This window comes from Mucilaginibacter sp. BGA-UO-ETr-C110 (genome assembly GCF_059567985.1).
Map to the genome: position 1 here is coordinate 2,938,766 of NZ_JCAQPB010000002.1, position 23,979 is coordinate 2,962,744.

Below are 23,979 nucleotides of genomic sequence, written 5' to 3' on the forward strand. Positions count from 1 at the left end.
CTTAAACGAAAATAAACCCGTATAAAGCCCCATAATTGTAAGCTTTAATACACAAAACATTGCCACTCCTAAATTTTCAAACACGTTTGCCCCAAACTCTCCTCTCCGTTATTTTTCTGATATTTATACAAAATCGCGCACTTGCCAATATAACTTTTGACTGGGATGGCAGTACATCTTCGGACTGGACAGTGAAAACCAACTGGACCATTACAGCCAACAGCGGTGAAAATTTATCAACAGTAAACTATCCCGGTGAGAGCGGTCGCATTACTGATGTGGTACGATTTGGTGTTGCTTTAGGAACCTATCTTAATCAACCTGTTCTGGCTACCAGTGCAACCGTATCATCTATTACCTTCGGCAGTAATCAATATGTTCCGCTTTATGTATTAACAGGCACAACAATAACCGGAACCATTTTAACTATTAACGGGGCAACGCTTACCGTATCAGGCGATATTACCCAAAATTACAACTCAAACAGCGTAGTCGGCAGCAGTATTTTTAATGACATAAGAGGAACCGGCACTTTAACCTGTAATAACCTGCAATTTGGTAATACATCCGGAACTGTAAGCAGTCAATCCTTTTTAATATCAGAAATAACAAACTTTAATATCAATACCAATATCAATATAAACCTGAACGCGAAGGTACAAAACGGTAGTGGCATACGGCTTGAGGGTGGCACGATGACACTAACGGGGCAAATAACGTTTACAAACCGTGGGGTTGTTTCATCAAACTCCGGTTATTTTACCGTTAACGCCCTTACATCTTATAAATCAACCAATACAGTTACCAATCCAACACTTATTCTGAAGAGCACTATCGCTATAGGCACTATGCCCACCCCTTATGCTTCTTGTAATTTTTATGGTGACCATGGTGGTAAAGCAACTATTATTTATCAGGGAGCTAATCCACTGATTTATACCTCTGCTTATCCAGGCTTTGGCTCGGGTGGTGGCAACCCTATTGGCGCGCCTGCTACCAGCCCTACTTATGATAACCTGGTAATACAGGGTACAGGCACCGCAGTTGTGGGTGGTGCAGGTGGCAGCAACCCGGCTTACTTAACTATTGATTCTACATTAACCACGGCCAGCAACACTACCTTTAATACGGTTAACACTACTACCATCATTGGCGTTGTAAACGGCGCTACCGGTGCCAAATGGACAAACAATACCGGCGTAACCGTTACAGGAGGCGCGGGTACTATTGATATCAATGGCTCACTAAGCAATGCCGGGACCATGAGTATGGGTACGGGTAACTTAACCATTGCTAAAGATTATACTAATTCAGGCGTATTTACACCCAATACTACAGCGCTTATCACCTTTGACGGTACAGCCACCCAAACTTTAATTGACAACACTACAGCAGGTACAAAATTCAATAATGTAACTTTTACTAACGGCACAACCGGAGCAACCAGCAAACGGATGAAATTAAATAGTCATTTTTTTGTGAACCCTACCTACACCATCAATGTGAACGGATCGGGGATACTGACGGTTGAGAATACGCCTTCCACCTATACATCGGCCTTGACCCTGCTGTCTAATTCAACCGGAGATGCCAGTATCGGTAACCTTACCGCCGGGGCCATTGCGGGTAAAATTGACGTACAGCGTTTTATAACGGGCGGGGCACGCAGGTATATGCTTATTTCATCGCCGGTTGCCGATACGACCAATACGACCATAAGCAGTGTCTCCAACAGTTATAGCCTGAAACCGATCATATTACCGGGCGCGGCAGGTACCAGTACTATCGTTACCGGATTAAATGGCTCTACTAATGGTTTTGACAGCGCCCCGGCTACCAATAATAGTCCGTCGGTTTTTGTTTACAATGAAAACGCCCCGGGGTCTACCAACCAAAACCAAGTGGCAGGCAATGAGTATAAAGGGCTTACGAATACCAGTGTATCTATACCTATAGGTAACGGCATATTACTTTATTACAGGGGAAGCCGGGCTTTGTTAAACTCAGCACCTTTTGTAAAACCCTTCCCTGCTGCCGATGATGGTACTTTAACATTTTTTGGATCGGTTATTAAAGGCACAACCGCCACCAACTCCCCTATGACGCCTAATATCATCAATTTACCTGCTACCACCTTAACGGATGCATCAACCTATCCCTTGACGGGTACAACCTACCCAACCACTTTATCGTTCAGTAGCACTGTCGCTACCAAAAAGGGATTTAACCTGGTAGGTAACCCTTACGCCTCTGTTATTGATCTGGTTAAAGTTGGCGCAGGTAACACGACTAAGTTTTTCTATTTACTCATTAAAAACGCATCAACCGGCCCAAATAGCTCGTCTACCCGGTTCGTAGTATGTAATACAACCACCCTTAACTCACCTGTTATAGGAACCGGGGGTAGTCAATATGTATTGTCGGGACAAGGCTTTTTTGTAGTTGCACCTGCTGCCAGTACAAAGATCACCTTTGACGAAAGCATGAAGGTATCCTATGCAACTTATACCGGCACCACTCCTCCTATTTTCAATGTAAAAAAAGGAGGTCCTGCAGTTGTAAAAACCCTGGCTGTTAACGGGGGGCAGGATAGTAAACAGGCAACAGCTTCATTAAGCACGGAAGCAACAACAGTCAATACCAGTACAACACCATGGTTAAGGCTGGATATGATGCAGGATTCCAGCACTTTTAGCTCTACCGATATCTATTTTGATAAAACCGCTCAAACTAAATTTGTTCCCGGTGAGGATGCCCCTTATTTAGCATCATCCGGACAAGGAAACTTCTTTTTTTCGCAGACTGCCGATTCGATAGGATGTTTTGCCAATTATACTACCGATCTGGAAAAACTGAAGCGGGTAAATCTTTTTATCGCCTATACCAATTATGGCACATTTAAGCTTACCGCACCCATTAAACAAAATATTGACGAACGTTATACCATCTTTTTAAAGGATAAATTCACCAATGATTCTTTGGATGTGATACATAATACCGAATATACTTTCAACGTAACCACCGCACCGGCCAGTTATGCGCGCGACCGATTTTACTTAAGTATTGGCATAGCCCCCGGGCACGAATATAAATTACGCGACTTTAATGGCGCTAAACAAGCAAGCGGGATAAAACTCACCTGGCAAACTGATAATGAAAGCAATTCAACCACCTTCGTTGTTGAAAAAAGCACTAATGGTGGCAATTCCTTTGCAGCTATCGATAGCTTACGGTCGACCGGTGCTGGTATCTATAGTTATACCGATATGACGCCTGGCAGCGGACAAGTATTTTATCGTTTAAAACAACAATTAGTAACAGATCGTGTAGATGTTTCAAAAAGTTTAGCCTTTAATTACCTCAACACAAATCCTTTAACATTTATTGTTTACCCCAGCACTGCTTCACAGAGTATAAATATTAACTTTGGTAAAACTTATAGCAATTCCATTAAAGTGAGTATTGCAACCGCTTCCGGAGGTCTTGTAAAAACCATAACAGTAAGTAATACCAATTATCTACAGCAAAATATTGGTAACCTGTTGAGCGGACTTTACGTAATAGAAGCAGTTGACGAGTCTACCGGAAAAAGGATTGGCAGCGCTAAGTTTTATAAACAATAACATCACCATGAAATTATCAGCCTTTGTAAAAACTATTTATAAATTTTTACCAGGGATATGTCTTTTATTGATCACCTCCAACAGTTTTGCCCAATCAAACCCGGGCGGTGGTCTTTGTGATGGGAATGACGGTGGACCAGACGGTTGTCCCCTGGATACCTGGGTAATTGTATTGGTAGTGATGGCCGTTATTTTTGCTGTTGCCCATCTATACCGCCAAAAAAAATCCCTTCAGGCTTAACACCTAAAGGGATCTTCATTATATTTTTTTGCAGGAATGAAATAAAGGTTTTGGCTTAGCCTCGTTGCATTTGCGATGGGCTGATCCGGTTTAGCTCTAATTGTTTCAACACACCATCAACTACTTTAGGTAGCTCATCAAGTGTCCGCTGAGGGTTATGCAATTCGCCAACACCAAAGCCTCTCCACACTATACGACCGGTATTACGGTCAATCAGATCAATGATAAGGGTACCTTCTTTGTAAGGAACACGGGCATAAGTGCCGCCGCCGTACCCATACGGGTAACCCCAGCCGCCCCAGCCACCGTAGTAGCCATAAAATCCGCGGGATCTCCAGCCCCAACCCCAGCCCCAGCCACCCCAGCCGCCCCAACCGAAGCCGCCATAGTAAGCCGGATAAAACTCAGTTTTAACACCTCTGCCTGTTATGGTAGAATAACTCACCAACAGATCGGGATTGTTTTGCTGTAATCTTAGGCCTTTAGTTTGTAATGCCGCGATAGTGGCATCTTTCACCCTTTCATCAGCGATCTCTTTTTTGATTACACCACCGGCCTTGTTGCTTGTTTCGGGCGCTACCCAGGCAAATGTACGGTAAGATGAAAGATCGGTTTTGTTGCGGGCTGCTGTGTAGTAATTGTAACTGCTGCAAGCAGACAGGGCCGAAACCAGCAATATTGCCAGCCCTGTGTACATAGTTCTTTTCATAGTTAATTCACTCCCTTATATTTATTCATTAGACTATTGAGTAAACAAAGGTTTAATTTAAATAATTATTTATTTAAATTGACTAACTGAGCATATAACTTTTCTGTAGGCAGGCCTACAACGTTGGTATAAGAGCCGTTAATGCGCTCAATACCTATTAAACCAATACGTTCCTGAATACCGTATGAGCCTGCTTTATCAAGCGGGTTATATTCAGCCACATAACTCTCGATCTCCTGGTTGCTTAGTTTACGAAAAAACACTTCGGATACATCAAAGAAGTTATTATAACGCCCCTTATACAGCAAACAAACCCCGGTAATAACCTGGTGCACTTTGCCCGATAATGTTTTGAGCATTTCAACGGCATGTTCCGGTGTTTCGGGCTTACCTAATATGAGGCCATCTATACTAACAATAGTGTCAGCAGTCAACACAACCTCATTGGTTATAGTACCATCAAACGCTTCGGCTTTTTTACGGGCGATGTAAACCGCTATCTCCTGTGGTGTTAAACCTTCTGGGTATGATTCGTCTACGTCCTTTAAAACAACCTCAAACTCCATGTCCATGAATTTGAGCAGATCCTGCCTGCGCGGTGATTTTGATGCCAGAATGATCTTGGGTATATTGTGCATTTGCTTATGTTTATCTTTAGTCCATGGACCATAGACAATAGACCATGAATATTTGTGAGTGCTATGGACTATGGTCTATCGACCATTGCCCCCCCCTACCAGCTATAAGCCTGTTCGCTCATCCACTTGTCCTGAACTTTAAGCACTTTTTCGATAATATCACGGGCGCAGCCTTTACCACCGCCATATGGCGATACATAAGTGCTTACGGCTTTTATTTCTTCAACCGCATCAGCAGGGCAAACCGGCAAACCGGCCAGTTTCATCACCTCCAGATCGGGGATATCATCACCCATGTATAAAACATTGGTAGCAATGATTGCTTTTTCTTCGAGGTATATTTTAAAGCGTTGTGATTTGGTATGCGTACCCATGTAAACATCCTGTATACCCAGGCTGTTCAAACGGTATATAGCACTTTTTGACCGGCTGCCCGATATGGCGCATACATTGTATCCGCATTTAACGGCCAGTTGCAGGGCATACCCATCTTTGATATTAAAGGCCCGGCTTTGCTCTCCGCTGTCTGTCACAAAAACAGAACCATCCGTAAGCACGCCATCCACATCAAAAATAAACGTGGTAATATCTTTTAATTTTTGTAGAAATGATTCCACCCGTAATTAATTATTGAATTAGTGAGTTAGTGAATTATTGAGTAAGTAAGTTTTACTGCTAACTAAAAACCGCCTACTGCCAACTGCAACACTATTGATTATCGCGCCATTCATAAACCCAGGCCGATTGAATCTGCTCCAGGTGCCCTTCGTTTGATTCGACTTTTGTACCGGCAAAGTTGGGTAATGATAAAACCCATTCCAGCAATTCGGTAAAACGGATGCGGTATATTTTTGATTCGTCAAAATCATCACCAAACTTTTCATAAAGTTCAATAGCGATGTCTTCGTAATCATTCCAGTGAATGGGTAAGGCAAATTTATTTTCGCTCATTTTTGGTTGTACTTATTTACGTTATACGTAATATGTTGTACGTTATACGTTCTGTTTTTCTATTTGATCTTTCTTACGTAAAACGTATAACGTTAAACGTAAAACCTTATATCTTCATCCGGTCCTTCTACGTAAAACGTATAACGTCAAACGTAAAACCCTCTCTTTAGTGCCCCAGGAATTGTGACTGATCTGGCAGGGTTACTTCTATATCACCGTCAACTATTACACACTGGCAACCCAGGCGCGAGTTGATACGCGGATTTACAGCCCTGTCAATAAAATCTTCCTCTTTATCAGATATCTCCTGAATGTTATCCATCCCTTTATTTACGTAAACGTGGCAGGTACTGCATCCGCAAACACCGCCGCAATTATGCTGTAGCTCTATGCCGTTCTCCAGGCAAACATCCAATACAGATTCTCCTTCGGCAATAGGCAGTTCAATTGGTTCGTGCCCTTTTTCCTCGAAATTTATCTTTACTTTAAAAACGTTCATTTAGGCAAAAGTAACAAAATTACTTGTCCCCATGCCCTCCATTATTGTTTTTGATAATACCCTGACTTAATAAGGTATAGATCTCCTGTAAATATGGCTCAGCCTTAAGCATTTGCAGGTGAGCATCCATTGTAACAACATCATTTCGTACAGCGGGTCCGGTTTGCACGCTTGCGGGTAGCTGTGTCTGCACTTTCTGGGCCGTTTCCAGTATCAGGGGCTTCAACATATCAAAGTTCATTTGATGCCCGGCCAGCAGCTGTTGCGCCACAGTATACAGGTAATTAGGGAAATTACAGGCAAATACTGCGGCCAGATGCAATATTTTACGATCGGCAGAGTTAACATGGTAGATATTATTACTGATAGTAGCGGCCAGTTGTTCCAGATTGCTTTTGATATGGTCATTAGCTGCTTCAATGCATAATGGTACGGTCCAAAAATCAACCTCTTTGATTTTGCTAAAGGTTTGCAGCGGATATAACACCCCCGCATTATCTGTAAAAACCAGCATATCATTTAAATTGGTTGAGCCGGATGTGTGTACAATGAGTTTTTGATACCCGGCCAGCGCCTTTACCATTTCTATAATGGCATCGTCCTTAACAGAAATGATAAACATATCGGTGTCCGGACTTATAACAGACAGGTTATCAATAGCCTCTGCCCCCACGTGATAGGCCAGCATGGCGGCATGCTGGGCATCACGGCTATAAACCTGTATGATGCGATGGCCCGCATTTTTTAGTGCGGCAGCCAGGTGTGTGGCTACGTTGCCCGATCCGATTAAGGTTATACGCATACTATTTTTGCAATTTAATATTCTGTAAACTATTGTAATTTAAATATTTCTGTATTTTAGCGATCATCATCTATATCTATCTATTCCCCTATGAAAATACTTAAGGTAAGTATAATCATTATCGTATTTCTGGCAGGAGCCTCTGCCTTGATATTATATGGTTTTTACGAATATAACAATAAGGAAAAAACGGTTTTAACCGCCGCTGATCGCAAAAACATCGACGGCAAATTTATTAAATTAAGCAAGGGCATCACACATTATCAGCTCGAAGGACCAGAAAATGGTGAAGTAGTGATATTAGTTCATGGTTTTAGCGTTCCGTATTATATCTGGGACGGCACCTATGAGTTCCTGGTGAAGAATGGCTACAGGGTACTGCGTTATGATATGTATGGCCGGGGCTATTCTGACAGGCCTTCCACCATATATGACAAGGCCCTGTATAACACCCAATTGCTGGACCTGATAAGCGCCCTGAAACTACAAGGCCATGTAAACCTGGCCGGCATATCATTTGGTGGCGAAATGGTAACCAATTTTGCCTGTGAACACCCGAACATCATCAATAAAGTGATCTTGATAGACCCTGCTTATGAAAGTCTTAAGCCCAGCGCTCCCCGTCATTTTACCCTGTATAACGAAGCCGTGAATTCCAACAAACGGGCTAAGGACCAACTGAATGATTTCCTATACCCCAAAGAACACCCCGGATGGGTAAAACGCTACCTGCCGCAGATGGAATATAAAGGCTTCAGGCATGCGCTGGTATCAACCATGTATGATTACGACCAGCACGGCCGGGAAAGCAACATATGCCTCAACAATGCCAATAAACCCGTATTACTGATCTGGGGCGAAAAGGACGGCACTGTACCCATCCGTTACAGCGATTCGATTCGCAGTGTGCTCAAGGTTGATTTTTTCCCGGTTGCCGGGGCAGCCCACTTGCCATCTGTTGAAAAACCCGATACCGTGAACAACAAAATATTATCATTCTTAAAACAGGGGTAAAATCACCGGTAAAACTTTTTAAAGCTTTAGTTTTAACACTTTTCTGCTCAAAACAGGGACAAAACGAGTCAAAAACTACTCAAGATTCATTCAAAAACATCGATTTTAACACTTTTTAACAAATTTTTGATGGGTTCTGAAAGGTTTAAAAAGTCTTAACATTTTGAGATTCAATTGACTATATATCAAACGATCGTTTTTTGCTCCCTTTTTCCGGTTAACCAAACGGCCCGGCTCTCTGAATAAAAGAGAACCGGGCCGTTTGTATATACAAATTTACGAAAATTTGGGCTGATCTGGAACATCCGGGTTTCAAAAAATAGTTGTAATATTAAGGTGATGAAACCTAAGCTACTATTCTGTTTGCTTTTGATGATCGCGCTCAATTGCTGGTCGGGTAGCAAGTGTTTTGCTTTTGCTGCGGATACACTTAAGCTCCATAAAGCAAAACACATTAAAAAGCAGCAATTCCATTTATATCATGATACCTATAGCCGTAAATCCGTTAAAGGTTATAAACCCTGGTATGACGACTGTGTTTTTACCGATCAATATACTATTGCACAACGCTTAAAAAAGTACCCTTTTTCAAAAGCAGTAAAAATATTGGCCATATCATTTAATGGGGATGGCGAACCAAATACTCCTATCGTTATTGGTGAGCCCAAACCAGATACCCGATCACATAAGGAAAAACAGTTACTTAAAGGATTAACCATCATTAATAATCGTTTAGATACCTCTACCTTATACGAGATTAAAACATTAAATCAGGATCAGATCAATCATCTTACCAATATTATTTACAATACAGCTTACAAGAAAATTCTACCTAATACCGGATCTTTAGGGCGTGCTTGTTATAGCCCCCGCAATGCGTTTGTATTTCTCAGCAAAGACGGCAAAGTAATAGATTATTTAGAAATATGTTTTGAGTGTAAGAAGTACGAATCAAAATATGGAAAATTAGATGTTGGTGATTATTGTACGCAAAAATTCGATATGCTCAGAAAATGTTTTGTTGACGCAGGAATAAAACATGGGACTGCCAAACGGCGGGACGAATAATATAGCAGCTTTATTTTCATGATGCAGAAACCCCTTCCTCCCCTTCCCGAGGGAAGGAATCGCGCAGGGCCGTAGCTTTTCTATTACTGTTTCATCCAGCTCCCCGTCAGCAGATAAGCTTCGGGCGAAAGCGGGCAGAACATGGTGGGCAGTGCGGTTGCTGAGGCATTAGCAAACCTTGCCGAAGTATGGAATTGAGCGAACAAAGTTGGGGTAAGGTTTAGCAGCCGTGGTTCTGGCTGATTTGCAGGGCAAAGGCTTTGTGTGGCAAAGAAGCATTTCTGGTGACTTGATTTTTGGTTACTTTTCATCAAGGAAAAGTAACTGGCCTCCCCGCGGCCAAGAGCGGGTCTACGATATATAGAACCGCTCTGTATTACAACGAGATTGCCACGCTATCACTCGCAACGATATATTGAAAAAACATCAATCTATACAACACTCATTCTTTCCGCCCAATCAATCCCCTCTGGTAATACAGCGCGACTAAATTCAATGTGCACCACCCTTCTTTTTTGATTATTAGTAGTTCGGTTGGAAGCATGCAGCAGCAAGGGGCGCATGATCATTACCCCGCCTGCAGCAACCGGGCAAAGCCTTTCTGTTTCTACCTGCCAGTTGATGGTTTCAGGGCGATAAACCGCTTTCAGGTGCGATCCTGGGATTACCTTGAGCGCGCCATTATCCGCGCCGGCATCGTCCAGGTGGATACGGATGGTAAAATTATCCTGTAATATATCCAATGGCGGCTGTACGCCAAACTGGTTATGTTTAACCGTCCAAGGACCGTAGCCTGGGATATCCCTTTTCTGATCAACCACAACGGTAAGATCCTGGTGCCAGGCTACAAACCAGTTGGAAAGCTCGGGCTTGTCGAAATAGATAGATTTCACGGCGAAATACCCATCGCCAAATAAGTTATTGATCAGCGCTTTTAAATTGCTGTTAAAAATTAAAGGGACTGTCGGTCGTATTTCCTTTAAAAATTGCCTGATAGCAAAAAGATCTTCCGTTTTACGAAAAGCCGGATTTGATGGGTCGACAGCTTCGATGATGGCGAGGATGGCTTCTACTTCTGCTGATGAATAAATGGCATCAATAATGGTAAATCCGTCATTGAGGATATTTTGACTATACGGAGCTAAATAAGTATCCATGCTTGCGGGCAAACTTACGAAGATTTTATATTTCCTTAATGAAGAATGAAGGGTGTCACCCTGAGCTCCGTCGAAGGGTTGAGCGCAGAGGCCTTACACACCATGCTTCGACGAGGCTCAGCATGACAGCCTTTTATTACGCGGTGACGAAACCCCTTCCCGAGGGAAGGAATCGCGCAGGCCTTGGTTTTGCATATTTTTTAGTTCCCTCCTCGCGGGAGGGATGCGACTGAATTGTGTTGTGGCAGGGAGGGGTTTATACGCCCAGTGTTAACTTGCTATCAATCTTGCGCTCGTTTGCAACGAGTGCTTAACATGAGTTTGCGTTTAAAACGCAAGGGCGATGCAATCGCCGCTCCACAATAAGCACTCGTTGCAAACGAGCGCAAGTAGAGACCAACATGAAGCTTTCAAAAGCCCTCTCCTTTAGAGAGGGGTGGGTGAGGCCTTAAACTACTTTCAATTCTTTTTTCCTGCGCAGTATCGACATAAAGAAACCGATCACCATAATGATAGTACCCGCCCAGAAGAAGTTGATGTATGGGAACTGGATGGCCTTCATCACAATAAATTTCTTTTTGCTTTCGGGTTGTTGGTACACCATGATCTCTACCTTCTTATTTTCGGGTATCACCTTGCTGAAACGCAATTTCAAGCCGGCATCATCAACCTTGCGGGCAAAATCAAACACGTTGCCGTTTTTGATCATATACACTGGCACCACATTGTAATGGTTACCGTGCGATACTACTTCCAGGTTGGCGCCGATAGCCACATCGCTGTCGCTCAGCGGGATGTTTTGTACTTTGGCTTCTTTGTTCAATCCTTTTACTAAAATATAGCCGTCGCGATATTTGATGGTATCGCCCGGGGCTACTGTGTGACTTACCGGCGTATCGTAGTTCTTATCATCATCGGCCTCGTCATGAGCACTTTCGGCACCGCCTTCGGTTGCACTGATAGCATTTGACATGGTGATGTGTGTGTACATGTCATGGAACAGGTAATGCTTGGTATCGGGCGATGAAGCCAGCTGACCTTTGTTCACCTGAACTTTTGGTTTCAGCACAAACTCATTGGTTACTTTGCCATTGGCATCAACCTCCTTATAATCAACTTTAAAGAAATGATTAGGAGCCGAGATCGAGTCGCCGGTATAGGTTACCAGGAAGTCGCCCATTTTTACCGGCTGATTACGGTAAACTATAATGTTTTCGCGTGGATTTTGCTCCTTGGCAAACTCAGGCGAAAAGCCTTCGCCGGTATTGTTGATAGATATCACATTGGTGGTACCCGCGGCAATTAGCGCGCCTACCAACAGCAAGCCAAAACCAATATGTGCTACGGCCGATCCGGCCAGTTTGAATTTACCTTTTAAGGCGTCGGCCAGTATTTTCGCATTCGCTACTACTGAATATACCGCCCCCCACATCACCAGGATAAACACCGCGTTTAATTTGTAAACGCCGGTGGCATACACTACCAACGCGGTTATTAATGCCGCGAAAAGCAGATACAGGCCCGTGGTGATAAAAAAGCGGGTAACATCAGTTTTCTTGTATTTTAAAAATTGGGTAAAACCAGTGAGTATGGTTACTACAAAAGCAAATGACGACTGGATAACGTTGTAATGTTTAATGATATCAGATGGTGGCGCTATTTTAGTACCGAACATGGCGTTCCATACCGGTACAGAGGTTACCACCAGCAAATGGAAGCATGACAGGCCCAAAAACACCGAGCCCACAAACATCCAGAACTCACGCGAGTAGGTGTCTTCGTCTTTTTTGGTGATGGGCAGTTGTTTCCACCGGGCCACCAGTAATACGACCGATAGCACCAGGAATATCAACACCCCGATAACCAGTTGCCAGAACATGCCATTATCAGTAAAGGAGTGTACCGAAGTATCGCCTAAAATACCGCTGCGCGACAGGAACGAGGAGTACCATACCAGCACAAAGCTGATCAATACCAAAAAGGTAGCGGTAAAGTAAGAGTGCCCTGTATTTTTAAATACGATAAGTACGTGCAAGGCTGCCACCATGGTGATCCAAGGGAAGATAGAAGCATTCTCTACCGGGTCCCAGGCCCAGAAACCGTCAAAATTCAGCGACTCATATGCCCAGAACGAGCCCATGATAACACCCGTACCCAATATCATACAGGCAAACAGGGTATATGGTATAGCGGGTGCAACCCACTCTTTATAACGTTTTTGCCAAAGACCGGCTACCGCGTAAGCAAAAGGTACAACCATAGATGCAAAACCCAGGAACAGTGTTGGCGGGTGAATGATCATCCAATAGTTTTGCAAGGACGGGTTCATGCCCTGTCCGTCTTTTATAAAGGAAAGATAATCGGGGCTTTGGAAGATAGGCGCTTCGAGCGCTTTACGTAACAGCAGGAATGGTGAGCTGCCGATGCGGGTACCTAATATCTCCACACCCAGTACCATAGTGGCTAAAACTATCTGTGAAAAGGCAATCACCGTCATCACGGGGCGTTCCCATGATTTGGCGCGCCAGATCAGGATATTACCTAAAACCGCCTGCCAGAAGGTCCACAGCAGGAAGCCCCCCTCCTGTCCGTTCCAAAAACCCGATACAATGTAGTAAACCGGTAGCGAGCGTGATGTATAAGCCCAGGCATAATGATACTCGAAATAGTGGTTATAAATAACATAGAACAGGCATACGCCCATGCCCAGTATAGAAATAGAATTGATATAAAAACCGATTCGGCCCAGACGCTGCCATGAGCTGTCATTTTTGCCTGCATCCTCGGTAGTGGCAAAATAATAGCTGATAAACGATAAAAGAGCCGCGCCAAAAGAAAGAACGATAAAAAACTGACCTATCTGGCCGGGTAAAAGGTGTTCACCTTTAAAAACTATATCCATAATTAGATTCAAGTGATTAGTATCAAGTAGTTAGTATCAAGTATCACGACTTCTTAAATGCGGTATTTAAAACCGGTAAAAAAATCTTGATACTTGATACTAACTACTTGATACCAATTATATACTGGCCTGCGTGGCCTTTACTTCTGTAATTTCTAACTTGTCCTGAGTGTATTTGGAAGGGCATTTCATCAGGATCTTGGAGGCGTGAAACTCCTGGCCAACCATGGTGCCGGTTAATACCAGCTGCTCGCTGCGCTCAAAGTCTTCGGGTTTGGTACCTGTAAAAACCACCTTACGCTCCTCGCCTTTATTATCTTTCATGTAAAATGAAAAGTAATTGGCATCCTTAGTGGCATCATAATACAACTTTTTTGTTGTGTTCAGGTGCCCTACAATATGCAGTTCGCTGGTAGTTTTTTGCGCGTCGCTAAAAGAACCATAAGTACTGGAGTTGGAGTAAACACTAATGATAACCGCTATAGCGATGGCTATAACTACAAGACCAAAAATTGCACTTTTCTTCATTCCGAGGCTTATATATTATAAAATAGTATGCAAAAATACAAAACATAGCGCTAATAAAGTTTTTTACAAGCCATATGTGCTATTTAGAATTATTCTTGATAGATAAAAGAATCAAGATGTAAGAGTCAGGAATCAAGATTTTTATGGAACACGGGGGTTGACTCACCCGACCATCGCTTCGCTTGGTCACCCTCTCTTCGCCTGCGGCGGAAAGAGGGACAGAAAAACGATTTGTCATGCTGAACGGTTGAAGCATCTATTTGACTACCTGCATATCGAAGAAGATCCTTCGCTACACTCAGGATGACAAGAAAAAAGCGGGTGTCATGCTGAGCTCCGTCGAAGCATGGTGGGTAAGGCCTATGCGCACGCCCTTCGACAAGCTCAGGGTGACAGTCCCTCATTTTTTAAACCAATTTGGTATATTTACGTAAAGCTAAAAATCATGAGTAACGAATGCAGGCTAAGATTGGAATGGGTGCCGGAGGCTTATAAAGAGGATGATAAGACTTCTCCCCAACCCGTTTCTTCGGCGCAGAAGTTAGTTAAACCATTGGTGAGAGAAGGTCAAAGCTTGAAAATAAGTAAAAGAAAATATAGAAGATAGATTGCATAGCTACGAGATTGCTTCGTCGTTCCTCATCGCAATGACATAGTGGAGGGTATAAAACAAAAGCGGCAGGTTTTTCAACCCGCCGCTTCAAGCTCTGCCTTATGACAAAGGAAATGTATTTACGGCCAAACACCAAGGTTTTGGTACGATACGGCTATCTTGTTGATAGCGCCTACCATGGCTGCACTGCGCAGGGTATCGATCTTAGGGTTATTTTTGTAAGTCTCCCTGATCTCGTGGTATGAGCGGATCATGGTATCTTCCAGTCCGGAATTTACCAGTTCCAGTTCAGACGCGCCTTTGATAATGGTTGAACGCTGCATTGGGGTTAATGATGTTCCGGTGATACCTTCTACCATGTTTACCAGGTTAAGGTTGGAGTTTTCTTCAAACCTGCGGTTCATACGGCCAAAAGCTACGTGGCTCAGGTTCTTTAACCACTCAAAGTAGGATACGGTTACACCGCCTGCATTGGCATACATATCTGGGATGATCAAGCCGCCATTAGCATAAAATATAGCTTCAGCCTCCGGTGATGTTGGACCGTTTGCACCTTCGGCGATGATTTTAGCCTGTATGTTGCGGATGTTATATTCAGTGATCTGGTTTTCCAACGCGGCAGGTACCAGGATATCGCATGGTTGCTCCAGGCCTTCCATGGTGTTGGTAAACTCGCGCAGGGCGCCGGCATAACCTAAAATAGAACCGGTTGCTTTACGGTGCTGAAAAACAGCTTCGATGTCCAGTCCGTCTTCGTTGTAGATAGCGCCTTCAAATTCGCAAAGACCTACAATGATGGCACCAAACTCAGCTAAAAACTTAGCCGAATAGTAACCCACATTACCAAGTCCCTGTACAATTACTCTTTTACCTGCTAAACCAGGCAACAAACCCAGTTTCTGCATATCCTCGCCAACGCTTACACACTCGCGGATGGCAATAGCCACACCACGACCGGTAGCTTCACGACGACCTGCGATACCATGCAGCGCGATAGGTTTACCGGTAACGGCACCCATAGCATCCAGCTGACCTGGGTTCATGGTAGCATAAGTATCAGCGATCCAGCTCATTTCACGCTCGCCCGATCCATAATCCGGGGCAGGTACGTCAATGCTGGGGCCAATAAAGTTTTTCTTGATCAATTCAACAGTATAGCGGCGGGTGATGTTTTCCAGCTCGCTTACATTGTAGTTTTTGGGATTTATTTTGATACCGCCTTTGGCGCCGCCAAACGGAACGTTTACAATGGCGCATTTGTAGGTCATTAAAGCGGCCAGTGCCATTACCTCATCCTCATTCACCATTTCGCTGTAACGGATACCGCCTTTGGTTGGCGATTGGTGGTGTGAGTGCTCAACTCTCCAAGCGTCGATCACCTCAAAACCATTACCCCTGCGGATAGGGAAACGGAAGCGGTAAACACTGTTACATGATTTGATCTGGTCTAATAAACCAGCATCGTGTTTAGTAAACTGCGCTGCGTAATCGAAGTTTTTACATACGTCGCCAAAGAAGTGGGTATCCTGATCAGCGACTAAAATATTCGTAGCCATAATTGTTATATAAATATTAAACTCTTAAAAAAGTGCACAAATTTGGTACAATTTTTATCAATATCGCAAATATTTTATTGTTAGTGTTTCAGATACACCTTATAACAACGGTACAAAAACCATGTTTAAACAAGATAGGCAAATTTTTTGAACTATTTTTCTTTTTCGATTTTTTTTAATCGACGGTCCATCGAGAACAAATAAAGGGCCAATCCGGCAAAAATAATGACTATGGTAAGTATTACAACGTATATTTTGCCCGAGCTGCGTAAGGCGTCGGCCATTTCAACTTGCTGCGCTTGTTGCGCCATGACAGCGGTACAACTCATCAGCAGCAATAACGAAAAGATCAATTTTTTCATATTATTAATTGTCATTCTTTTTATTCTCAACTAAACGGATACGATAACGAAGCGTAGCTATCCAAAGCGCTATAAAACTCCAGCCTAACAGGGCTGGGTAAAAGGCTATTTTCATGCCGTTATCCAGGTCATATTTTCCAAAGGCGGGGTTACCGCCGCTTCCGGGATGCAAGGAGTCCGTCATCCGGGGTAAAATAAATATCAGCACAATCATGATCGGGAAAGCGAAAATGTTGTAAATGGCCGATATTTTAGCGCGTTTCTGCTCCTCGTCTATCGAGTTACGTAACACGATATAAGCACAATACAACAGAAAGGCTATCGCGGCGCTGTTTTGTTTAGGGTCGCCGCTCCAAAACTCGCCCCAGGTATATTTTGCCCACAGCATGCCGGTTAACAGGCCAAGCGAGTAAAACAGCAGTCCTGTGTTTACACACTCTACAGCTGCCAGGTCATGCTCTTCTTTACCCGAGCTCAGGTATTTGATGCTGAAATATACCGATACCACAAACACTGTAAGCATCCCCATCCACATAGGTACGTGGAAATATAAATTACGTATGGTTTCGTGGATGATCTGCAGGCGGGGCACCTTAAATAATAAACCGGTTATAAAGGTGGATAACACCATTAAAACGGCTATCACTTTCCACCATGTTTGATAAATAAACTTCATATTGATTGATGGGCAAATGTAGTGAATTTGATTATCATTAGGTCATTTGTTTCACAGTCATTAAGTCATTGTGCTTTGTGTCATTAGATCATTGAATAGTGAAATCTTGCTTTTTAATCGTTCTTTAAAAATGACAACAAAGTAAATGACTCAATGATCTGATCAGTCCCCCGGCTCGTAATCCACGGGCAGCAGATCGGCCAGCTTGGCTTTGGACCAGGTACCTTCGTAAAGCGGGCTTGGGTTTGATACCACGATGCCGTTCATATCAAACAAAATATAACTAACACCGGTAAGGCTTACAATGCTGGTTTCATAGTTGCCCATATCCAGCGGACGGTAAACATCTCTAAACTCCGTAGTTTCTTCTTTTTTGGTGTACACTACGTATAACAGATGCGGAAAAACAACAGCGTATATACCTTTTTCCTGTGTTTTACGCAATATTTCGATAGATTGGTAAGGAACGCGAACCAGATTCTCCCGGTTCCATTTGGTGAGGTTATTGATCCTGTACCAATTGACCAGCGAGTCGCGGTTAGGGGCGATATCCCTGTATCTTTTGATCTTTTGCAGGATCAGAGCTTCGTCCGGGCGCTCCCGGTTTAGCATGCGTGTAAAGTCATGCGCTTCAAAGCCTTCTTCTTTCAGTTTATCTTTATATAACGACCGGTAAAAATGCTGTGCCGAACCATAATAAGCCAACTCACGTTTCTGTTTCCAGATCTTTTTTTGCTCTGCCGATCCGGGCAGCTCTTCAAAAAGGGCTTTGCCTGCGTATTGTATGGTATGTTCAATAGCATCGCTCAAAAAGTTTTTGAGCAGGAATTTGGTACGATATCCCAGCGCGTGGTTCTCTACCACCAGGAACTCATCGCCAGAGGCTTCCAACTGCTGCTTGTTACGATGATAAATGAGGTTGAGGATATGCGGATTAACCACCCGGCAAAGTTTGGAATTCTCGGTAGTGCCAATAAATTCACGCCTAAACTGTTCATAATTCTTTTTCCAGTCGGCCGCGCTGCTCACTACTACTTCGCGCAACATCAGTACCTTTTGGGCAAGTTCAATATTGAGTTTCAGCGGGGCGCCGCTCACCTGTATAGTTTGCGAATAGTCTTCATAGCCAACGGTAGTAACCACCAACTCGTACTGGCCGGGTTTAACACCACCAAGCGTAAATGAGCCATCGTCGGATGTTACCGTGCCATAGGTAGCGTTGCTTAAGAACACACTGGCCCTGGTTACCGAATTTTTGCCATTGGCATTAACAACCGTACCGGTAATAGTAGTATTTTGAGCTACTGCTATAAACGGGGATACTATAAAAAGAAGGATAATCCAATAAGGCCGCATTAACAAGGGATACAATTTTTTTCCAAGGTACTAAAAAACACTTTTTTTATGAACGCTTGATGAAATTGCAGGCATTTATTTATTGATACAAGAAAGTTACAATGGATGTTGATATGATAACAACTCTCACATCTGTTCCAATACTTGAAAAACATGTTATTGCGAGCGCAGCGTGGCAATCTCCTCATTGTACTTCCGCATCATGCTTACTTGAATTGAACATGATGAGATTGCTTCGTCGTTCCTCCTCGCAATGACATGGTTTTTAGTTCTTTTTAAACGGGAAAATATAATACACTCTCCTGTTTGCTCTATTTTCTCTTGATTCCTGATTCTTATCTCTCGACTCTATAAGCACTCAATCGCGCCACAAGTAAGGAAAAAGCAAAAGCGCGGTGGTGATCACGATGGCGTTGATGGCGAACAAAACGCCTATGTTGCCCAGGCTCAGGCTCCTGTCAATCCCATCCATTGCGTTTTTACTCAGGCGGATAAGCACCAGGATCACCGGTATGATAACCGGGAAGCTCAGGATAGCCATCAGTGTACCATTATTACCCGCTTTGGAGGCGATGGCCGATATCATGGTGAACACGGTTGAGAAACTTAGGCTACCCAGCAGCACCGTTAAAAAGTAAAACAGCGGATCGCCGAGGGTATTGGTAAAAAACACCATATATACCAATAAGGCGAGTATGCTTAGTAAAGACATCAGCATAACATTGTATATGGTCTTGGACAGGATAATGGCCTGTGGACTGGCTATGGAATAATAATAAAGCAATCGGCTCTTGCTCTCCTGCATAAAACTTTTGGCTATAGCATTAACCGAAGCAAACAGCATAATGATCCAGAACAGCACATTCCATACTACTTTGTAACCATTGCTGCCGCTAAAACCCGGGGTAAGGTTAAAGGAGATGTAGCAAATAAATACGGTTGATACCACGTATAACAAAACACCATTAAAAGCATATTTTGATCGCCATTCGAGCAAAATTTCTTTTTTTAACAGATGCCAGGTTTCGTTAACGAGTTTCATGGCGTCAAAGGTAATTATTTGGTTCATTTGTTCATTAGGTTTATTGGTTCAATGGTTTTGCCGGGTGGAGCGTGCTGCGTTTTTTCTCTTCATGTCATTGCGAGGAGGAACGACGAAGACAACCGACCAAAGGGAGCTCATTAATACCGTTAAAAACAAATACAACATTAATAATCTCGTAGCTATTCTAATCCATGAGAACGCGAGGAGATTGCCACGCTACGCTCGCAATGACATATAGGGAATACGAAGCGTATCTACAATCGCAATGACGTGATTTTTATGAGATCGTCTTGACGCATGCATTTGCTCAATTCCGTCGTTTGCATTAAATTTGAAGAATAAATCACATTGCCGCCGGCAGTCCATTATCAACCTGTAAAAATAAAATTCATGCCCGTTGCTTATTGTAATACCCCGCTTGGCATAACCCGTATTATTGAAGAAGATGGTTTTATCGCTTCCATATCGGCGCGGGATGAGGAGTATGAAATTACACCGGCACCTACCCCATTGCTGCAAATGGCCATCGATCAGTTAGATGAATATTTTAAAGGCGAGCGTAAGGAATTTGACCTGCCCTTGAAACAAGCGGGTACACCTTTTCAGCAACAGGTATGGGATGAGTTATTGCAAATAAAGTATGGGCGTACCATAAGCTATGCCCAGCAATCAAACCAGATGAATAGTCCGCTGGCTATAAGGGCCATAGCTTCGGCAAATGGCAAAAATGATCTGTGGATAGTAGTACCCTGCCACCGGGTTATCGGTTCAGATGGTAGCCTTACCGGTTATGCGGGCGGTCTTTGGCGCAAGAAATGGTTGCTGGAACACGAGGCTAAAGTGATGGGCATAGGTCAAACCAAGCTCGATTTTTAACGCTTATACCACGGTCTTTAGCAATTGGCTCATTTTTTCGTGTAGTTGATAGGGCTGAAATGGTTTTGCCAGTACATCATTCATACCAGAAGTAATCGCCTGTTCCTGCTCGTGCCCAAATGAAGATGCCGAAAGGGATATAATAGGTATGCTCCTTTTAGGTTCTTCAAAGTCGACCCGGATAGTGCGGGCTGTTTCATAGCCATTCATTTCGGGCATGTGGGTGTCCATCAAAACAAGGTCGTATTTTTTGGCTTTCAGTTTTTCGATCAGTTTGCGCCCGTTATCCACCATTTCAACATCTACATTCCAGTCTTTGAGCATTTTCGACAGCATAAACTGATTCACCATGTTATCTTCGGCCACCAACACGGTGATATTGTTAAAAGGGCTTAGGACCTTATCGGGTTTACTGCTCATTTTTTCAACGGGTTTTGCTGCTATAGTATGCCAGTTTATAAAATTAAAAGTACTTCCTTTTCCTAACTGACTGCTCACAGTAAGCTCCCCGCCTTTTAACTCGGCCAGTTTTTTTACAATAGTTAGCCCGAGCCCGGTACCGCCATATTTACTTACGGTATCTTCTTCGGCCTGTTCAAATGATTCAAAAATTTTGCTTAGCCGGTCGGCCGGAACCCCAATGCCCGAATCTTCCACGCTATATTTTAGTTTAACCTTATCGTTATGCTTTTGCAATACTGATACTTTCAGCTTAACATACCCTCTTTCGGTAAATTTGATAGCATTGCTCAACAGGTTCATCAGGATCTGGTTCAAACGCAGCGAATCAACCATGAGGTTTGGCGGCACGTTATCCTCTATCTCCAGTATAAATTCGATATTGCTTTCATCAGCTCTGAATTTAAGCAGGTCGAAAGCTGATTTGATGAGATCGCGTATATTATTAGGTGTACGTACAATGTTAAACTTGCCCGCTTCTATTTTGGATATGTCCAGCACATCGTTGATAACGCCCAGCAACGATTTTGATGAAGTCTCCAATAAATTAAGCATGTTCTTTTGCTGCTCATTTAATTCGGTACGCAACAGCAGATCGGTTATGCCAATAATACCGTTAACTGGTGTACGCAATTCATGGCTCATATTGGCCAAAAAAGTTTCTTTTACCTTTTTGCTGTACTCCGCATTTTCTTTCGACTTGATCAGCTGCTCCTGGTAACTTTTTTGCGGAGAGATATCGCTGATGTTTAAAAAGATGGTTTTATTATGATAGGATGCACGGCACTCCACCCATATCACCCGTTTATCAAAAGTTTCAAACTGCAGTTCAAAAACGGCAAAGTTCAGGTTGTCCTTTATGATCTCGCCCAGCTTTTTACGAAACAGAGTCTTCTGATTTTCAACCGCCAGATCGATGATACTTTTGCCAAGCAATTCGACCGATTTAAAACTCATAATGGTTTCAACCGCCGGATTAATGTTACTGATGCGGAGGTTTTGCGCATCAACTGAACAGATAATATCGGCAGAGTTTTTTACAACGATGGCAAAATTCTGTAATTCTTCGTTCTTTAACCTGATCTCGGCCTGGCTGCGTGCCAGGTGCACAAATGAATCAACCTTCGCCGATGTTATGTAGGGATCAAGGGGTTTATACAAGTAATCAATAGCGCCCGTGCCCAAGCCTTTTACCGCGTATTTAGCTTCTTTCGATATAGCGGTCACAAATATCACCATGATATCCCGGGTACGCGGATTTGATTTGAGCATTTCAACCAGCTCAAAACCATCCATCTCGGGCATCTGCACATCAATAAGGGCAATAGCAATATGCGTGTCCCAGGCAATTTTCAGGGCCTCATTTGGCGATGTTGTAGAGAATATACGAATATCATCGCGCTTCAATAATGCTTCGAGCGCAACAATATTTTCTTCTCTATCATCAACAATAAGAATATTAACGGGACTCATTTGATGCTAATGTAAGTGAATTACTGTGTATGTAAAAGTTTAAATATCTCATCTGTATGTAATATATACCCGGCTCCCCCATTGTTAATGGCAGCCCCCGGCATTTCATCCATTTCAGCATCTTCCGGATGCTGGGCTATGGTAACCGCCCCACTGTTTCTTAATTTAAGCATCCCATCGGCGCCATCCTGGTTTGCGCCCGATAATAAAATGGCCATGCAGCGCTCTTTATAAACATCAGCGGCACTTTCGAAAGTTACATCAATTGATGGCTTTGAATACCAGACCGCCTCTGATACATCCAAACTAAAATACCCGCCCTTTTCTATCAGGGTATGGTAATTGGCCGGCGCTATGTAAATAGTATTTTTTTCAAGAACGTCTTTATCTTCAATTTCGCGGAGTGACATGTGGCTGTTCTCGGCAAAAAGTTTCGCTATTTCGCTGAAAAAGTTCCGCTTGCGGTGAATAACAATGATCACTGTTTTACCCAGATCGGCCGGAAGCAACTTTACCATCTGGAACAAAAGTTTAAACGAGCCCGCAGAACCACCCAGTAACAATAATTCGGTAGTGCGCCAGCGTTCGAGTAAATTTTTATCAGGTCCCAATTTTTTGATAAATATTTTCCTTGTGATTAATCACCTTGAATTTTCGTTTAAAAGTATCAGACCGTATGGTTTCCTTACTGCCTAAACATAAATAACCCAACGGGCACAGGCTTTTATAAAACAATTCTAATATCCGTTCCTGCAGTTCCGTTTCAAAATAGATAAACACATTGCGACAGCTGATGAGTTGAAACTCGTTAAACACATCATCAGATACTAAATTATGTACCGAAAATAAGGTGTTCTGTTTTAACTCATTATGCACCGATGCCGCATCATACAAAATAGTAAAATTATCTGATATGGAGCCTGTTAAGCCCGTAAACTGATAATTTTCGGCATAGCTTTTTATGTTGCGTAAACTGTATATCCCCTTACGGGCTTCCCTCAATACTTCGGTATTGATATCGGTACCGTAAATGAATGATTTTTTGCTGAGCCCTGCCTCGCGCAGTAATATGGCCAGGGAATAAACCTCTTCGCCTGTGGAACAGCCGGCACACCATATTTTGGCATGCTGGTAAGTTGACAGGTAAGGCATTACCTGTAAATTGAGCGCTTTATAAAACGATGGGTCACGAAACATCTCGGTAACGTTCACCGTAATTTCCTCTAAAAAGTATTGAAAAAAATGCTGATCATTCACCAGGGTGTGTTTCAGATCATAAAACTCCATTTTTTTCAATTGCATTATCCTAACCACCCGCCTTTTTAACGAAGCTTTGGTATAACCAGAAAAATCAAACCCGTGCACCCTTCTTACCAGGTCAATCAATTCGGTTATTTGGGTGGATGTTATAACAATAGACGTATCACTCAT

Annotated in this window: 23 protein-coding genes; 5 read left to right on the forward strand and 18 right to left on the reverse strand. The window is 43.1% G+C overall.

What is annotated here, in order from left to right; genetic code table 11:
* The first annotated feature begins 86 nt into the window (after window positions 1-86).
* Window positions 87-3,623, forward strand: coding sequence for a T9SS type A sorting domain-containing protein (locus AC57BQ_RS12900; protein WP_496406670.1), 3,537 nt, complete (start codon window positions 87-89; stop codon window positions 3,621-3,623).
* 7 nt (window positions 3,624-3,630) lie between these two features.
* A complete protein-coding gene (locus AC57BQ_RS12905) occupies window positions 3,631-3,864 on the forward strand; it encodes a hypothetical protein (protein ID WP_496406671.1) in 234 nt (77 codons plus the stop codon).
* 55 nt (window positions 3,865-3,919) lie between these two features.
* On the opposite strand, the gene AC57BQ_RS12910 is transcribed toward AC57BQ_RS12905, so the two are convergent.
* From AC57BQ_RS12910 to AC57BQ_RS12935, 6 genes are all read right to left on the reverse strand, one after another.
* Entirely contained in the window at window positions 3,920-4,573 is a 654-nt protein-coding gene (locus AC57BQ_RS12910; protein WP_496406672.1) for a DUF4136 domain-containing protein, read from the reverse strand.
* A 65-nt stretch (window positions 4,574-4,638) separates the two neighbouring features.
* Window positions 4,639-5,211 carry a Maf family nucleotide pyrophosphatase gene (locus AC57BQ_RS12915; RefSeq protein ID WP_496406673.1) on the reverse strand — a complete coding sequence of 191 codons (573 nt, stop codon included), beginning with the start codon at window positions 5,209-5,211 and terminating at the stop codon, window positions 4,639-4,641.
* A 95-nt stretch (window positions 5,212-5,306) separates the two neighbouring features.
* Entirely contained in the window at window positions 5,307-5,828 is a 522-nt protein-coding gene (locus tag AC57BQ_RS12920; protein ID WP_090468938.1) for a KdsC family phosphatase, read from the reverse strand.
* A gap of 91 nt (window positions 5,829-5,919) precedes the next feature.
* Entirely contained in the window at window positions 5,920-6,162 is a 243-nt protein-coding gene (iscX, locus tag AC57BQ_RS12925; RefSeq protein ID WP_496406674.1) for a Fe-S cluster assembly protein IscX, read from the reverse strand.
* A 166-nt stretch (window positions 6,163-6,328) separates the two neighbouring features.
* Complete coding sequence (locus AC57BQ_RS12930) at window positions 6,329-6,661, reverse strand: 2Fe-2S iron-sulfur cluster-binding protein (protein WP_090468941.1); 333 nt, start codon at window positions 6,659-6,661, stop codon at window positions 6,329-6,331.
* Window positions 6,662-6,680: 19 nt separating this feature from the next.
* Window positions 6,681-7,502: a Rossmann-like and DUF2520 domain-containing protein gene (locus tag AC57BQ_RS12935; protein ID WP_496409475.1), complete on the reverse strand. Its 822-nt coding sequence runs from the start codon at window positions 7,500-7,502 to the stop codon at window positions 6,681-6,683.
* A 51-nt stretch (window positions 7,503-7,553) separates the two neighbouring features.
* Between AC57BQ_RS12935 and AC57BQ_RS12940 the strand changes: the two genes are divergently transcribed.
* The gene (locus AC57BQ_RS12940) at window positions 7,554-8,477 is read left to right on the forward strand and encodes an alpha/beta fold hydrolase (protein ID WP_496406675.1); all 924 of its coding nucleotides are present in this window, start codon (window positions 7,554-7,556) and stop codon (window positions 8,475-8,477) included.
* Window positions 8,478-8,816: 339 nt separating this feature from the next.
* Window positions 8,817-9,545: a hypothetical protein gene (locus AC57BQ_RS12945; RefSeq protein ID WP_496406676.1), complete on the forward strand. Its 729-nt coding sequence runs from the start codon at window positions 8,817-8,819 to the stop codon at window positions 9,543-9,545.
* An 83-nt stretch (window positions 9,546-9,628) separates the two neighbouring features.
* Here AC57BQ_RS12945 and AC57BQ_RS12950 read toward each other — a convergent pair whose 3' ends face one another.
* From AC57BQ_RS12950 to AC57BQ_RS12990, 9 genes are all read right to left on the reverse strand, one after another.
* On the reverse strand, window positions 9,629-9,856 hold the full coding sequence (locus AC57BQ_RS12950; RefSeq protein WP_496406677.1) for a hypothetical protein: 228 nt from the start codon (window positions 9,854-9,856) through the stop codon (window positions 9,629-9,631).
* Window positions 9,857-9,976: 120 nt separating this feature from the next.
* Window positions 9,977-10,702, reverse strand: coding sequence for a phytanoyl-CoA dioxygenase family protein (locus AC57BQ_RS12955; RefSeq protein ID WP_496406678.1), 726 nt, complete (start codon window positions 10,700-10,702; stop codon window positions 9,977-9,979).
* A gap of 448 nt (window positions 10,703-11,150) precedes the next feature.
* The gene (gene ccsA, locus AC57BQ_RS12960) at window positions 11,151-13,604 is read right to left on the reverse strand and encodes a cytochrome c biogenesis protein CcsA (protein ID WP_496406679.1); all 2,454 of its coding nucleotides are present in this window, start codon (window positions 13,602-13,604) and stop codon (window positions 11,151-11,153) included.
* A 117-nt stretch (window positions 13,605-13,721) separates the two neighbouring features.
* Window positions 13,722-14,132, reverse strand: coding sequence for a cytochrome c maturation protein CcmE domain-containing protein (locus AC57BQ_RS12965; protein WP_496406680.1), 411 nt, complete (start codon window positions 14,130-14,132; stop codon window positions 13,722-13,724).
* 732 nt (window positions 14,133-14,864) lie between these two features.
* The gene (locus AC57BQ_RS12970) at window positions 14,865-16,301 is read right to left on the reverse strand and encodes a Glu/Leu/Phe/Val family dehydrogenase (protein ID WP_090468954.1); all 1,437 of its coding nucleotides are present in this window, start codon (window positions 16,299-16,301) and stop codon (window positions 14,865-14,867) included.
* A gap of 152 nt (window positions 16,302-16,453) precedes the next feature.
* Window positions 16,454-16,663: a CcmD family protein gene (locus AC57BQ_RS12975; protein WP_143013904.1), complete on the reverse strand. Its 210-nt coding sequence runs from the start codon at window positions 16,661-16,663 to the stop codon at window positions 16,454-16,456.
* A 4-nt stretch (window positions 16,664-16,667) separates the two neighbouring features.
* Window positions 16,668-17,339: a cytochrome c biogenesis protein gene (ccsA, locus tag AC57BQ_RS12980; RefSeq protein WP_255366941.1), complete on the reverse strand. Its 672-nt coding sequence runs from the start codon at window positions 17,337-17,339 to the stop codon at window positions 16,668-16,670.
* A gap of 162 nt (window positions 17,340-17,501) precedes the next feature.
* Window positions 17,502-18,695, reverse strand: a complete 1,194-nt coding sequence (locus AC57BQ_RS12985; protein WP_496406681.1) for a carboxypeptidase-like regulatory domain-containing protein — start codon at window positions 18,693-18,695, stop codon at window positions 17,502-17,504.
* A gap of 358 nt (window positions 18,696-19,053) precedes the next feature.
* Window positions 19,054-19,737 carry a heme exporter protein CcmB gene (locus AC57BQ_RS12990; RefSeq protein ID WP_090469355.1) on the reverse strand — a complete coding sequence of 228 codons (684 nt, stop codon included), beginning with the start codon at window positions 19,735-19,737 and terminating at the stop codon, window positions 19,054-19,056.
* Between the two features lie 393 nt (window positions 19,738-20,130).
* Here AC57BQ_RS12990 and AC57BQ_RS12995 point away from each other — a divergent pair, with 393 nt between their 5' ends.
* Window positions 20,131-20,616: a methylated-DNA--[protein]-cysteine S-methyltransferase gene (locus tag AC57BQ_RS12995; RefSeq protein ID WP_496406682.1), complete on the forward strand. Its 486-nt coding sequence runs from the start codon at window positions 20,131-20,133 to the stop codon at window positions 20,614-20,616.
* A gap of 3 nt (window positions 20,617-20,619) precedes the next feature.
* Here the strand turns inward: AC57BQ_RS12995 and AC57BQ_RS13000 are convergent, their stop codons facing one another.
* The 3 genes from AC57BQ_RS13000 to AC57BQ_RS13010 are packed head-to-tail and all read right to left on the reverse strand — an operon-like array spanning window position 20,620 to window position 23,979.
* Window positions 20,620-22,548 (reverse strand): hybrid sensor histidine kinase/response regulator, encoded by a 1,929-nt coding sequence (locus AC57BQ_RS13000; RefSeq protein ID WP_496406683.1) that lies wholly within the window; start codon window positions 22,546-22,548, stop codon window positions 20,620-20,622.
* Between the two features lie 20 nt (window positions 22,549-22,568).
* Window positions 22,569-23,159 (reverse strand): chemotaxis protein CheB, encoded by a 591-nt coding sequence (locus tag AC57BQ_RS13005; protein WP_090468960.1) that lies wholly within the window; start codon window positions 23,157-23,159, stop codon window positions 22,569-22,571.
* Window positions 23,149-23,979 carry a CheR family methyltransferase gene (locus tag AC57BQ_RS13010; RefSeq protein WP_496406684.1) on the reverse strand — a complete coding sequence of 277 codons (831 nt, stop codon included), beginning with the start codon at window positions 23,977-23,979 and terminating at the stop codon, window positions 23,149-23,151. Before AC57BQ_RS13010 ends, AC57BQ_RS13005 begins: the two co-directional genes overlap by 11 nt.